The organism is Thermogutta sp. (assembly GCF_039793925.1).
In the GTDB taxonomy this organism is placed as follows: Bacteria; Planctomycetota; Planctomycetia; order Pirellulales; family Thermoguttaceae; genus Thermogutta.
The window spans coordinates 1-14,271 of the sequence record NZ_JBAMME010000099.1 but is presented as its reverse complement, the minus strand read 5'-3'; the positions used below and the strand labels follow the sequence as shown (position 1 = coordinate 14,271).

The following is a 14,271-nucleotide window of genomic DNA, read 5'->3' as shown; positions in this document are numbered from 1 at the left end:
CTTTATTTGGGTCTCCAGCGCGCTCTGAATTGTGCTAAGAACGCCTCAATCACTCTCGGGACGGCACTGTTTTGCTCGGCTTAATTGTGAGCGAATCAGTTATCTTTCCCAATGCCACGCTGTCTGGGAATAGCGACTGGCGAGAAGCTCTCGCATTTGTGCGTGCGGCCAGGAGTGGAGAATCGAGTCAGCCGACCATGCCTGCCGAATGCGCATGATCATCTCTTCGCGCTCGAGGGGCAAATTAGCCACGAACATCTCGTGGGGACGACCAGCGCGATAATCCGGCTCTCGCGGTGGCTGCCGGAGGAGTCTTCCGATCCACGTCAAATCGAACTGATAGAGAATCGTTCCGTGATAGAGGACGCACCACCGGCCGTAACGAACACTGTTTCCCGAGACTTTGCGCCATCGTGCTGCATCATTCTCGGGACCCTGTGTTACGTCGTGGACAATGGCCAAATCGCTGATTCCCGCCCGAACGATACTCAGGCCGTTAATCGATAGCGCTTCGCCAAGCTTTGTGAGAACTTGGGCATGGAGCACATCGACTCGCCGCCAGCCCGGCCGATCCTCCAGATGAAGCACCAGCGAATATAAAAGACACCCTCGCCCGATGACCACCGCACAGCCTCCGCTGCATCGTCGCAAAATGGGCACCCCGAGAGATTGGCATTGCGCGACGTCCACTTCTTCCTCCAGCCGTGATGCCCGGCCCACAACTACGGCCAGGCGGGACGATTCCCACACCCGCAGCACGTCATCCAATCGGTCAGCGTCAGCCGCGCGAAGCAACGCCTCGTCGAGTGCCAGGTTCTCCTCAGGCGTGGGCAAAGTTAGCTCAAGGTACTGCATCGGCTTCTTAAGCAGGAAAGGCGAAACCTCATGTCACCCGGGCAACGCACTAAACAAAAGAATATTGAAAACGCTTGACACCTCCGCAAGTTTTCTGCATAAAATATGTCCAGTCAACTGACGACCGAGAACGATCGCCTGGTGTGGCGCGATTGGGTCTCGGTGATTTTCTTGTCCTAGGCGGCCGATTCTCATAGCCGCTTCGGAGGCGGAGGATTTACTATGGTATGCGACAATCCACCGGTCGCAACGGGAGCGGGCATGGAAACGGGGCTGCGTGTGCAAAAGACTGAGGAGGCTTATTCCTCCACAGAAACAGGGGAGCACCTTGGTCAGGCCACCTCTTCCGCAACCATTCGGGCACACAAGCAACCATCTCTGGTATGGCTTCTGATTTCCCGGGTGATTCTCCCTCTCGTTGTGGTGATTGGAGCAGCGGTGGGTTTCGTGCGGCTTCGGGCGATGCTCGCTCCAAGGGTTGAAGTGGCCAACGCGGTGGCCCAATTGCGGGCGGGCGGCCAAACACGCTGGCAGGCCGTGGCATATCTGACTCCCTTCATTTATGACCAGCGCTACGATGATCTGCGACGCGATCCCGCCCTGGCTGAGGCTCTTGCCGACTGCCTCACAGAAGAACTCCAGCAGCCATTGGCGGGTTATTCGGATATGTCGATCGCTGCGCGGGCCCATCTCTGCCGATTGATCCGCCGTATGGATGTTCCGACGGTTATACCCTGTCTTGCGAAAGCCGTTCGGTGGCGCGGCGGTGGATCGCCGGAAATGGATTCACCGGTGCGAAAAGCAGCGGCGGAAGGGCTGTACGAGTTGGGCGAACGTCTTGGGCCGGAGGTTCTTCACGCCTCTCCGGATGTCCTTCCCGCCCTGCTCATCGCAGTGGACGACCCCGTAGATCCCGTCCGGTCGGTGGCTGCGCTGGCCCTGGGATTGCACGGCGGACCTGAAGCGTGTGCCAAGCTCCAGATGCTCCTCGGCGATCCCAATCCTGCTGTGCGTTATAACGCAGCCATCGGCCTGGCAATGGCGGGCGATGCGGCGGGGATCGCCACTCTGGCAGAGCTGTTCCACTCCAAGGAAACGGAGAAGCTTGCCACCACAGGCAATCTAGAATCAATCAATGGCATGCGAACGCGGCAGCTTCTCGTACTGGGACTCCGCTCTGTCAATCGCCTCATGGACATGGATCCTACCGCCCCGGTCGACAATTTGCGTCCCGTCCTCAGTCAGTTACAGTACAGTTTGGTTCCGGAGGACGTTAAACAACTGGCCTTCCAGGTGGAAGTCAAAATCAACCAACGTGCCGTGCGGTGAACGTTAACGGGTAAGCTGCTGAACCTGCGCCCATGTGACAGATCGCCCCGTTTTTACCCCGGGTTCTTTCACCACCGATTGCGGTGGATGCGGTTAGGATCGAAACGGTCCACGGGGGCCGGGTTTTCCGCAGGATAGCCCACCAGAATGAGGCTGTGGGGAATGACGTGGTCCGGAATGTTGAAAATGTCCCGCATTCCCTCCACGCGGTTTTCGCGGGGATAGACTCCCGTCCACACAGCCCCCAGACCGAGTCCATGGGCAGCCAGCAAAATATTTTGGGCGGCGGCTGCACAGTCAATAACCCAATACCCCTTGGAAAGCTCCAAGGTCAGATCGCCGCACACGAGGATGCCCAAGGGAGCCGTGCGAGCAGGCTCGGCATTGGGAAAACGCGCGGCGATCTCCATCAATGTGGCGCGGTGGTCGATCACCACGAATTGCCAGGGCTGAGCATTGCGGGCACTTGGGGCAGCCATCGCCGCTCGCAGCAGTTTTTCCTGAATGTCCTCCGGTACGGGTCGCTCCTCAAAACAGCGGATGCTCCGCCGCGTGAAGATGGCTGTCAAAACGTCCATGCATCAACCTCCCAAACATTTTCACCAATTCCCCCAGGTCACGATTCCGCCACAGACTCTCCGGCGCGGCCGTCCTCTGTGACACGCCGTCCTCACCTTCAAATCCGGACCATTCCACTATGAGAAACTCGGCTGCCTTGCTCGTTGATCCTTTGCGGGGGTGCCAACGTAGAAAGATAGTCTAGCACATGGGGAGCGGCCACTGAATCGCGAGCTCGGAATACGGGGACTCGGTGGCGTCGTCCGACCGAGTTGCTCTGCGGCTCTGCGCTGATATAGCGGTAAAGGTGTTGAAAACTGGCTCTGCTTGTTACAATGACTCTACCTTCACTTCGGCAGTCAACGGACTTGCGATTTTCGGCAATCCCATTGCCGGGATAAGTTTGCCCGGGTTTTGCCGACGAACACGTTCAGCATCATAAAAGAAGGACCCAAGATATTCATGATTCGCATCGGGGACAACGGTTTGCCACAATGGGACTATCCCCGTTACGAAGCCGGGGAAAAAGTCGGCCTGTTCATCCCCTGTTACATTGACCAGTTCTATCCCCAGATTGCGCAAGCCGTGGTGGATATCCTCCATCGCCTGGGTATCCCGTTTGCCTATCCAGAAGAGCAGACATGCTGCGGGCAACCGGCGTTTAACTCCGGCTACTGGGAAGAAGCCCGCCGCGTCATCCGACATTTTTGCCGGGTGTTTGCGCCGTATCGGTATATTGTGTGTCCGTCAGGCTCGTGCACGGCCATGTGCCGGGTGTTTTTTCAACAGGCAGATCCCGAGAATTCGCAGGCTCGAGAGGTTGGCGAGCGGGTGTTCGAGTTGACAGAGTTTCTGGTCAATGTCCTGGGGGTGACGGACCTGGGAGCCCGATTCCCCTACAAGGTGACGCTGCATAGCGGCTGTCACGGACGGCGCGAACTCGGAATCCTCGAGCAACCCATCATCCTTCTCAAGAATGTGAAAGACCTCACCTACTGTGAGCTTCCCAACATTGAAGAATGCTGTGGATTTGGAGGGACTTTCAGTGTGAAAATGCCGGGCACCTCCATCGCCATGGGCGAGACAAAAGCCGCCAGTATTTTGCGCTCCGGAGCAGAGGTGGTCACTTCCGGAGACATCAGTTGTCTTATGCATGTCGGCGGCATCATGCGACGCAAACCAGAGATGCGGCATATCCGCGTCCTCCACATTGCCGAGATTTTAAACAGCCGGGAGTAATCCAGCGCTACAATAACTGGGGGGATCTTTGGGAAATTCGTAGCTTTTAAAGGTTTCCTCCATCCCGGAGTCATGCACAGATGACGGTCGTCGATCAGCACCATGGGGTGTCACTTCGCGGGGCCGCCTTCTGGAAGGCGGAGAATAAAGGACTCGCTGAGCCGCGAGGATCGAAAGCCCTCGGAGAATCGGCGGAACGATCCAGCAAACACAACCGGCAGGTCGCGCTGGCCATTCCGTACTGGGAGTCCTGGCGGGAGGCCGCGCACCAGGTCAAACGTTACGCCATTCATCATCTTCCAGAACTTTTGGAGGAATTTGAGCGCAATATCACAGCCAGAGGTGTCACGGTCCTCTGGGCCCGCGACGCTGAAGAAGCCAACCGTCACCTCCTGCAAATTGTTCGCGAACACAACGTGAAGACCGTGGTCAAATCGAAGTCCATGGTCAGCGAGGAAATGGAAGTCAACCACGTGCTGGCCTCGGTTGGCGTCAAGGCCCTGGAAACGGACCTCGGCGAGTTCCTTGTGCAACTAGCCGGTCAGAGACCCACACACATCGTCACGCCTGCCCTTCACCTTTCGGCCGCCGATGTGGGCCGGCTCTTCGCCGAAAAGCTTGGCGAACCGTTCACCACCGAACACGAAAAACTCACCGATATTGCTCGGCGCCACCTTCGGCAGGAATACCTCCGCGCGGATATGGGGATTTCCGGATGCAATTTTGCTCTGGCCGATGTCGGGGCCATCTGTGTCATCGAGAATGAGGGGAACGCGGGTCTGTCGATGGCGGCCCCACCGGTGCATGTCGTCCTGATGGGGATTGAAAAGGTCATCCCCAGCATCGAGTATCTGCCGCTGTTTCTCAATTTGCTTGCGCGGAGTGGCACCGGCCAGAAATTGACGACTTACACGCACGTGCTGTTCGGACCGTCACCTGGGCGGAAGATGTATGTCATCATCATCGACAACGGTCGTTCCAACGTGCTGGCGGATCCTGCTGCCCGCAGCAGCCTCTTTTGCATCCGATGCGGCGCCTGCCTGAATACCTGTCCGGTGTACCGTCGAGTCGGCGGTTGGGCCTATGGGTGGGTGTATCCTGGTCCGATCGGTTCCATCCTCACCCCGCACCTCGTTGGATTTGAGGAGGCCGGCAAACTGCCCTTTGCTTCGTCCCTGTGTGGCGCGTGCGGGGAAGTCTGCCCCGTAAAAATCGACATTCCCCATCAACTGGTTCACCTCCGCCATCGGGCGGTGAACACGCGATCTCCCGTCCGTTCACCGTTTGAACGGCTGATCTGGCGGGCTTGGGCCTGGGCGATGTCCCACCCCTTCCTGTACCGGCTGGTCATGGGATGCGTTCGCCTGGGGGTGCGTGTCGCACGATTTCTGCCGTTCCGGCCGGGGCCTCTGGGTGCGTGGACCCGCGCCCGCGACTTGCCCCCCGTTCCGCCCCGCAGTTTTCGCGCGTGGTGGCGGCATCACAAAACCCGTTATCTTCAGGCAGCGAGTATGACTCCGTCGCCAGTACGGCATTCAAGCAACGCAACCAGCTCGTGATGCAATGGAGCGATTTCTCAGGCGATGGCTTAAAGAACGTGGTTTACGCCGCGAAAAGACTTGAGAAGCCGGATCTAAAAATAAAAAACTTGCTGTAAGGACACAGGCACCATGGGCGCACGTGAAGTCATTCTGGATCGTATCCGAAAAAACCTCGGAAGAGTCGCCGAAGAAAATCAGCCACCCGTTCCCGAGGTCTGGCCCCGCACACACCCCAGTTCGGCGGACCTCGCTCGCCGTTTTTCCGAAGAATTGCGCGCCGTTCACGGTGAAGCGCTGGTCCACCACAACTGGCTGAGTGCGCAAGAAGATTTTTGGAACCTCGCGGAAAAGGCAGGCTGGCGACAGGCCCTGGTGATGGATCGGCCGCTGGCATGGCAGCTCGCCAACAGCGCACCTGGACTGCAAACCATTCCAGTTCCCGACAGTCCCGTCCCACGCGATCTGGAACCTACTCCGGTCAGCATCCTGGAGGCAGAATGTCTTCTCGCGGACACCGGGTCGGCCGTGGTCGTCTGCCGCAATCCCGGTGAGCGACTCGCCTGCTACCTTCCCCCTGCGTGTGTCATCGTGGCCACCGCCGACCGATTGTGTGAGCATTTGCCGGCCGCCTGGGAGCGCATCACGAGTGTGGCGCGGCAGCCGGAAATGCGCGGAGAATGCGTGATCATCACAGGCCCCAGCCGAACTGCGGATATTGAAAAGATTCTCATCCTCGGTGTGCACGGTCCGAAGAGGCTGATTGTCTATCTCATCGGTGCAGAATAACCGGGGGCCGTTTCCTCAGAAAGTCGCAACAACGGGAACCGGCGCGGTGGTTCCGGAGGCGGAGCCGGTGGCTCCACCGGCGGTAAGCGAATTGGGGCTGGCATCGGCACCAGGTCTTCTCGTGCTTCACGCGTCTGCATGAGACGTTCTTCCTGACGCACTTCCTCCAGATGCTCCAGAAGAATTCGCTCCACTTCCAGAATGGCAAGCGGATGGGTGTGAATCGTCGTGTGTTCGGCGGGGACGGCCAGCTCAGAATTCGCGCGGTCAGAATGGGCACTTTCCCAGGAGAGAACACCGTCTGTGGTGCCCGTCACCCGTCCCCACAACCCCCCATCCAGAGAAACTCCCACGATATTGTGATGGAGAACCCATGACGCCCGCGGCGCATTGTTGAGCACCGGGAAAATGGGACATTCAGGAGAGAGGGCGTCAACGCTGTCGGTGATCTTAAGAAGATTGTCCGGGATGAGCAGTTCAGCATTCTCTCGGAAAAACCGCTCCTGCGTTTGCAGCAACTGCCGGGGAGCCCGGATGAGCTGCGCCGCCAGGCGCTGCGTCATCCCGTTCGAAAAGTGCGATCCCCAATGAGGAGTGGCGAGCGTCACGACGCGGCGCACGGAGGGATTGGGATGGAAGAAGAATATCTCGCGCAGTTGCGCCAGGGTCTCCGGATCAGCGCGAACTTCCGAAAATGGGTGATCACTGACCAGCCGCCAGAATTCATCGCCACTTTCCATCACCTGCATTTCGGCGATCAGCCCACCCATACTGTGACCAACGAGGATCATCTGGTCGAGCGCCGGCTGCACGTGCTGGGGATCGATCGTCTGCCGCAATTCGCGGAGTTCACGGCGGAACTGGGCGGCTGAAATCCAGAACGGCTGTCCCGTGGGATACAGGTAGAACCAAAACTGGTAATTGTGCCGGATTTCCGGGACACTGCGGAGATCGTTGAACATCTGCATCCAGGTCATGGGACTGGACCACCAGCCATGAATGAAAACCACCGGAATCTTCTGCGGTTCATAGGGCTGGACCATGTACAGCCCAGTGAAAGGCTTGTCCCGTCCCGGTTGCAGCGTGAGAAGGGTTTCCGGTCGCAGCAGCCCCACGGTCGCCAGCGAGGGTCCAAACGCAGGATTGGAGAGAAACGCCGCCAAAGGAGTTGTCAGGTCGGCCTGCAACGGGACCTGTTTCCCATCCACGTTGACGTCGCTAATGGCCACCGGATCATACAACTCAAGCTGGGCCTCATAGTGTTGCTCCTCCCCGGATGATTTGGAGGACGCGGCAAACTTGGGAAACTCCGGCCGCAGAAAGACGGTCACCGGAAAGCTCAGGTCCGGTGGATAATACCGAGCCGCAGGCGGCTCCCCGGGGTAACTTTTTCGCACCGCGATGAGAGGCACGCCCAGCCCGTAGCTCACGTGATGATTCCGCAGGCCGATAATCCGATAATCCGATACGAACTCAAAATGGCCAAAATCCTCCGGCCGCCAGCGATCGTCACAGATGATGCATTTGAGCCTCCACACTGCATCGGCGGTGCGGACGCGGAACTCGGTTCCCGGCCGAAGCTGTTCTCCCTTGCAGACGATCCGCAGCGCGGACTCCAGAGCAGCGTTGTACAGATCACAGGCGCCGCGAAAATGGGGATCGTACGGATTGCGCGTGGAATCAAACTGCGGATCAAAAAGGTACTGGTACGCCCGCAGCACGGTACCCCCGTACAAATCGAGGGCCAGCCGAGGCTCGGTCCGCTCCAGCCGACGCGCCAGAGCGAAACTGACCTCCGCGTAAGCGTACAATCCTTCCAGGGAAGGCTCGCGGTCCACCACCGCCTGAACTTTTTCCATCAATGTCCGCGGAGGGTCGCCAAGAGAATTCTCCAGATCGTGCTGCCTGAGAAACTGGCGAGTTCGCTCTCCCAAAGAGATGGGCTGCGGCCGAAACCAGCCCGGCCGAGCAATCAAGCCGTGTCGCGGAAGAAGTCCCCGTCGCTCAAATCGGCGCAGCGCGCAGCCGACAGAGGTCGCACACACAGCGACCAGCATCACCGCCAGCAGCACTCGCAGATCACGCCGTTGCATCACCACGGGGCCATCCATAGGCGACGGGAGATTCCCTCTCGGCAGGGGTACCGACCCAAACCGCGCCCGATATACTGCCGGTGCTCCCGCCCGTCAATGCCGATTCGCCATGCCCCGTCCCCCGTTTTGCAAATACCTACGCGATACCACGGGGCAATGTGATGGTAGGGGCCATTTATGAATGACCCCTACCGTTTTATTTATCCGGCAATCGAACCGAGCAGTCGGAGCCCAGCCAGCGAAATGGATTGTCCAAGCTTGCAAAGCAAACCCGATAGGGACGTCCCTCCGGCAGGAACTTTCACCTTGTGAAATCCCGCCTCCGACGCTATGATTTGACCACCGTCGGTGGGTTTTTGGCCGCCGTGCCAAACTTTCCCGCCGCGTTTTCGGCAGGGTCGGCTGAACCACGGCAGCAGCCCGCCACCAAAAAAGCAGAAAACAGGCACTCCAACGCAAGCATGCAACCGCCTCCGTTGTTTTTCACACTCCCCCAATTAGGCCACGCAGGTTAAAATTAGGTCAGCGAAGTTGTATTGTTGATGATTGAACGGGCGGGCGGACGTAGACGCCTCGCCTATTGGTGAAGTTTCACTCTCTTTGTGGATTCCAGCGATGAAACTGTTTGAACGCTCTTACCCCAGGGTACCCCTCATCCTTCTCTGGACAGGACTGCTTGTCCTTGTCAGCAGCATTTCCGCGTGTGGAGACCCCGCTGGGCCGCGAGCCCAAGACCGGTACATCGCCCGCACCATTGCCATTCGGCTTCCCCAGGGACACCTCACCAAACATCCCCTGGACGAGGAGATTTCGCGTCGGGCGTTCAAATTGTTCCTGAAATCTCTGGACCCGATGAAACTCTATTTCTATCAATCCGACGTGGATCGCTTCGCCGAGAAACAGGACCAGTGGGCCGCGTTGCTCAAGAGTGGAGATATCAGCCCGGCGTATGAAATCTTTTCTGTTTTTCTGAAACGGGTGGACGAGCGGGTGGCCACCGCTCTTGACATCCTCAAACAGCCCCTTGATTTCACAAAGGACGAAGAGATCATTCGGGATCCCGACCTGCTCACCTATCCCAAAACGCCGGAGGAAGCTCGCGACCGCTGGGAGAAACGGATCAAGCTGGATCTGCTCATCCTCAAGGCGGACAAACAGACCAGCGGAGCGGAAGCTATTGAAAAACTCCAGCGCCGATACACGAGCTTCGCCAAACGAATTCACCAAACCGACGAGGACGAACTCCTCGAGACTTATCTCTCCGCCATCTGCGAGTCTTATGATCCCCACACCAGCTACATGTCCCCCGAGACGCTGGAAAACTTCGACATCACTATGAAACTCGAGCTGGAAGGTATCGGGGCAGCCCTCCAGTCGGAAGACGGCTACGTGGTCGTCAAGCGAATCATCCCCGGCGGGGCCGCAGCGAAAGACGGCCGTCTAAAAGTGGATGACAAAATCATCGGTGTAGGACAAGGTGAAGACGGCGAAATCGTGGACGTCGTCGACATGAAGCTCTCCGATGTGGTTCAGCTTATCCGCGGAAAACGGGGCACGGTCGTGCGACTGGAAGTGCTTCCTGCCGATGGCAGTCCCAAACGGATCATCACCATTACCCGTGAGAAAATCGAACTCAAAGACAGCGAAGCCAAGGGTCAGGTCTTCGAAGTGGGGCAAAAGCCGGATGGCAAGCCGTATCGCATCGGCGTGATCGATCTGCCCAGCTTCTACATGGACATGAGCGGTGCTCGGCTGGGGATTCCTGAATTCCGCAGCACCACGCGGGACGTCCGGCGAATCCTGGAGTCTTTCACCCAGCAAGGAGTGGATGGCGTCATCCTGGACCTGCGGCGCAACGGCGGGGGCTCACTCCAGGAGGCCATCAACCTCACCGGCCTGTTTATCGAAAGTGGCCCTGTCGTCCAGGTGAAAGATTCGGGCGGTCGGGTGATGGTCTACGACGACGAGGACACCAGTGTCGCGTGGCGTGGCCCACTCATCGTGCTCATCAGTAAATTCAGTGCGAGCGCCAGCGAAATCCTCGCCGGAGCCATTCAAGACTACCGTCGCGGGCTCATCGTCGGTGACCACAGCACCCATGGAAAAGGCACCGTGCAGAGCCTCATTGATCTTGGGCAGGAACTCTTCCGACTGCCCAATGCCCCCAAGCTCGGCGCCCTCAAGCTGACGATCCAGCAGTTTTATCGACCGGATGGGGACAGCACCCAAAACCGGGGTGTGCTGGCCGACATCGAGCTGCCCTCACTCACCAACCACCTGGAAGGAATTTCCGAGTCCGACCTCGATTACGCCCTCCCATTTGACCGCATCCAGCCGGCCAAATATCAGGTCTACTCGGACGTCAACAGCGCCGTGGTGGACTTCCTGAAAAAGCGGTCCGAAGAGCGGGTCAACAACTCTCCTGACTTCCAAAAAGTAAAGCAAGATATCGAACGCTACCTGGCTCAACGTGAAAAGAAAACGGTGCCGCTCCAGGAAGAGAAATTCATGGCCCAGGTGAAGGAACTCAACGCCGACAAGGAAGAGGAAAAACGCCTCCGCGCCCTCGACGAGGGAAGCGAGGAAGGCATCAAACGTGATTATTATCTGGAAGAAGTGTTCCAGATCATGACCGACTACCTCCAACAGCGGGTGGTGGCACAGGCCCGCTGAAACTCTCCGAAACCAAGACTTCGGCACTCCGCTGACCGCGGGCCAGGCTGGCGTCCGAGAAACAATGGGCTGAGGAATCGGCCCAAAGCCGATCGAATAACCGCCGCGAGCACGAGAGGCCGCCCCGTCCTAACAGGCCGATGTGTGATGGCGCGGTGAAAAGGATGAATCCGGCAAAGCATGCTTGACACGTGACAAACGGACCAATGAATCGCATAGCAAGCTTCGGCTGCTTTGTTTTGCTCAGCATCGCAATTTTGCCGCGTCCACTGTGGGCGCAGTTCAAGGAGGACCAGGGCAAAGGTTGGCGGTTGGGTGAGGCTGTCGTCTCCAAATGGCAGGCCGGGATCGTGGTCAAAGCGGTGGCGGGTGCTTGCCGGAATATGGTTGGGACAGCCCCCCTTCCCCGCGACTGGCCGGAACAACAGGTGGAAATCGTCGAGGAAGATTTCTCTCCAGGGGTCACCGTCCAGTACCGCACCGTGGACAATCTCGTCGACCAAATGGTAGTCAAAATCCCCAGCCTGCCCAACGGCAGCGAAGCCCACGCCCTCGTGACGGTGGAAGTCCGCCGACATGTCCAGCTCCCTCCACCCGACACAACGATCTTTCGGATCACTGACAAGCTGCCCGCTGATGTTCGCGTATTCCTCGGTCCCAGCCCCAAGATCGAATCAAGGGACCCCAAAATCATGGAACAGGCCAAGGCCCTCATTGCCCAGGGCAGCAACGACTGGGAAAAGGTCCGCTCCATCTACAATTTCGTCCGCGAACACGTCAAGTACCAGAGCGGGGCACAGCTAAGAGGGGCCGTCTATGCATTGAAGGAGGGCGTCGGCGACTGTGAGGACATGACCTCCCTGTTCGTGGCCCTCTGTCGGGCGGCAGGCGTCCCGGCGCGCACAGTGTGGGTTCCTGGGCACTGCTACGGAGAGTTCTACCTCGTCGATGACGAAGGTCGAGGCTACTGGTTCCCCTGCCAGCTCGCCGGAAGCGAAGCCTTCGGTGAAATGCCAGACCCCCGCCCAATCCTCCAAAAAGGCGACAACTTCCGTTCCCCGGTCAATGCCCGAGAACGCGTTCGCTACCTCGCGGAAAGCCTTACCGGTGGCGGCCTCGGTGGTCAACCCCAAGTCCAGTTCATCCGCAAACAGCTCGCCAATTGATTGGCCCGGAGTTTCGCCCGTCTATCAAATCATTCCACCCGGGCAAAAAGCAGGCAGGCTTCTCGCCGTGAGTTAACTACTCGCCCTTTCCGGCAACTTTTCTGCCTGAACCATCAACTCGCCCCGAAGTCGTGAAGAAAAAACATCCCTTGACAACTTCCCTGATGAGAGGCTACTTTCCGCACCCCGAGTTTTGGCGACGGGATGACTCGTCCCCGCGTGGAACCAGAAATTCGAAAACGCTCGAAGATCAGTCCGCTTCGGAGAGACTTTCACCCCTGTCGTCTTCACTCTTTCTGATTCGCGAAAATCTTGCGGAGGATTGGCAATGGCGTGGGGAAGTTGGCTTCGCACCTTTTTGAATCGTGGTCTTCTCGCGGTGGGAATCACGCTCTGCCTGGCAGTCACGCAAGCTTGCTCGGGCGAGCCCCAATCGCAGAACCCCATTGGCAACCGACCTCGTATCCCCGACATCCGGTTGGATACGAAGAACGCTCTCCAAGGGGTGCTCGTTTCCCCCCAGGGAACCCCGCTTCCCAATAGATCTGTGACCCTCTTTCGGCCTGATTCCCCAAAAGCCCTAGTTCACGCAAAGAGTGACCGCCAGGGCCGGTTCCAAATCGTGGGCATCACTCCGGGGAGCTATCAGCTTCGTGTCGAACCGGACAGCCTGGCGACCGTCCGACTCTGGGATGGGAGAACGGCCCCGCCTTCCGCACGCGACCAACTTCTCGTCGTTGTGGGAAATCAAACGGTGCGCGGCCAGCAGCGGATTGATGATCTGCTGACGATCGACGACAAACTCGTGGTTGGGGGAATGGTGGCCGCGGCCATCGCCATCCCCATCGCTATCGCTAACACTGACAAAGATGTGACTCCTATCAGCCCATGATGGATCCCCAGGAAAATACGGGAATTCCCGAAGCCTGACGGCTGAACATTTGACGGCCCCCGGAGTCAGCTCCCTACACGCGGAGATAGCGGGTCTTTATTGACGCACATTGCTGCGACCCCGACTCCGGACACACCCTGAGCTACTTTTGGGGAGTCCCCACAACAATGGGGCCTGTCTGAGATCGAACTGAGGGTCTTCGCTACCCGACCGCTCCGTCGTCGGCGGAGGTTGTTTGCTCTGTCGTAGACCAGCGAGCCTCCTCCTAAGTCACGGTGACCGCCTTCACGCCCAACATTGGGGGCCTGGCTAATCAGAACGAGTTCGCTAAAATTACAAAGAGCAGCCATCTTATAGTACGTAAACCAGCGACACCTAAGCTGGCTGCCTGGAACGATCGCGGCTGACCCGTCCCTTCGCCAATGGCAGGGATGAGCGTGATTGTCTTTCTTCCATCACACCCGACGAAAGCGGGTTGTGTGAGGGCTTTCACCTGGGGTGAAATGCCCGACGCTTCAGAGCCGCGATGGTGTTGCAAAAATGACGCGGGGCTGTAGCTCAGGTGGTAGAGCAACGGACTTTTAATCCGTAGGTCTCGGGTTCGAGTCCCGACAGCCTCAATCCATAGTAAGCCACAAAACCCCGTGATTTCCCACGTAAGTGATCGATTTCACGGGGTTTTTGCTTGCGCCACAAGGTTCTGGAATAAAAAACTTGCATCTCAGTTAGAGGCAGAAAAGTCCTGTAGAGCCTGCAACGGACCTGACAAGCACGTCCCTCCGGGGGATGTGCAAACTCCGTTTATTATGCTTTCGGCCGTTCGGGTGCACGGTAGAGAATCCCTCCCACTGATCGGGCTTCTAGAGCCGTCCATGGCCGGTGCCGAGGCCGCCGGGACCGGATGATGAAGTCCTCCAGTTGCCGGGGCAGGGAGGCGGCCAGCAGGAGGCGCTGCCGTTCCAATACGAGAGTGAAGACGGCATCCCAGTGGAATACGCTCTTCCCCCAGGGTTACCCGAGAACCCCCATCCCATGCAAGTTGTCCATAAATTGGAATTACATCAAGAGGCTGTTCACAAATATCACCAAATTCTGGGCATGGCGGGCTTAGAACCAAAGACAGTCCATAATGTTGGGGG

General features: G+C 58.2%; 11 protein-coding genes and 1 tRNA gene. 9 read left to right on the top strand and 3 right to left on the bottom strand.

Going from position 1 to position 14,271, the window contains the following annotated elements; genetic code table 11:
* Positions 1-99: 99 nt before the first annotated feature.
* Entirely contained in the window at positions 100-855 is a 756-nt protein-coding gene (locus ABJK56_RS03680) for a hypothetical protein (RefSeq protein WP_347243314.1), read from the bottom strand.
* Positions 856-1,077: 222 nt separating this feature from the next.
* Here ABJK56_RS03680 and ABJK56_RS03675 point away from each other — a divergent pair, with 222 nt between their 5' ends.
* Complete coding sequence (locus ABJK56_RS03675) at positions 1,078-2,184, top strand: HEAT repeat domain-containing protein (RefSeq protein ID WP_347243313.1); 1,107 nt, start codon at positions 1,078-1,080, stop codon at positions 2,182-2,184.
* 68 nt (positions 2,185-2,252) lie between these two features.
* Here ABJK56_RS03675 and ABJK56_RS03670 read toward each other — a convergent pair whose 3' ends face one another.
* A complete protein-coding gene (locus tag ABJK56_RS03670) occupies positions 2,253-2,762 on the bottom strand; it encodes a nitroreductase family protein (protein ID WP_347243312.1) in 510 nt (169 codons plus the stop codon).
* 442 nt (positions 2,763-3,204) lie between these two features.
* Between ABJK56_RS03670 and ABJK56_RS03665 the strand changes: the two genes are divergently transcribed.
* The 3 genes from ABJK56_RS03665 (at position 3,205) to ABJK56_RS03655 (ending at position 6,308) form a co-directional block, all read left to right on the top strand.
* Positions 3,205-3,981 (top strand): (Fe-S)-binding protein, encoded by a 777-nt coding sequence (locus ABJK56_RS03665; protein WP_347243311.1) that lies wholly within the window; start codon positions 3,205-3,207, stop codon positions 3,979-3,981.
* An 80-nt stretch (positions 3,982-4,061) separates the two neighbouring features.
* On the top strand, positions 4,062-5,540 hold the full coding sequence (locus tag ABJK56_RS03660) for a lactate utilization protein B (protein ID WP_347243310.1): 1,479 nt from the start codon (positions 4,062-4,064) through the stop codon (positions 5,538-5,540).
* Positions 5,541-5,651: 111 nt separating this feature from the next.
* Positions 5,652-6,308, top strand: coding sequence for an LUD domain-containing protein (locus tag ABJK56_RS03655; RefSeq protein ID WP_347243309.1), 657 nt, complete (start codon positions 5,652-5,654; stop codon positions 6,306-6,308).
* On the opposite strand, the gene ABJK56_RS03650 is transcribed toward ABJK56_RS03655, so the two are convergent.
* A complete protein-coding gene (locus ABJK56_RS03650; protein WP_347243341.1) occupies positions 6,287-8,401 on the bottom strand; it encodes an alpha/beta hydrolase in 2,115 nt (704 codons plus the stop codon). The two genes, ABJK56_RS03655 and ABJK56_RS03650, sit on opposite strands and share 22 nt — an antisense overlap.
* A 615-nt stretch (positions 8,402-9,016) precedes the next feature.
* On the opposite strand from ABJK56_RS03650, the gene ABJK56_RS03645 reads away from it, so the two are divergent.
* From ABJK56_RS03645 to ABJK56_RS03625, 5 genes are all read left to right on the top strand, one after another.
* Positions 9,017-11,074 carry a carboxy terminal-processing peptidase gene (locus tag ABJK56_RS03645; protein ID WP_347243308.1) on the top strand — a complete coding sequence of 686 codons (2,058 nt, stop codon included), beginning with the start codon at positions 9,017-9,019 and terminating at the stop codon, positions 11,072-11,074.
* Positions 11,075-11,280: 206 nt separating this feature from the next.
* Positions 11,281-12,240 carry a transglutaminase-like domain-containing protein gene (locus tag ABJK56_RS03640; RefSeq protein ID WP_347243307.1) on the top strand — a complete coding sequence of 320 codons (960 nt, stop codon included), beginning with the start codon at positions 11,281-11,283 and terminating at the stop codon, positions 12,238-12,240.
* A 328-nt stretch (positions 12,241-12,568) separates the two neighbouring features.
* Positions 12,569-13,132: a carboxypeptidase-like regulatory domain-containing protein gene (locus ABJK56_RS03635; RefSeq protein WP_347243306.1), complete on the top strand. Its 564-nt coding sequence runs from the start codon at positions 12,569-12,571 to the stop codon at positions 13,130-13,132.
* Positions 13,133-13,679: 547 nt separating this feature from the next.
* Positions 13,680-13,752, top strand: a tRNA-Lys gene (locus ABJK56_RS03630).
* Positions 13,753-14,011: 259 nt separating this feature from the next.
* The coding region (locus ABJK56_RS03625) for a hypothetical protein (protein WP_347243305.1) at positions 14,012-14,271 on the top strand (260 nt) is incomplete at its 3' end.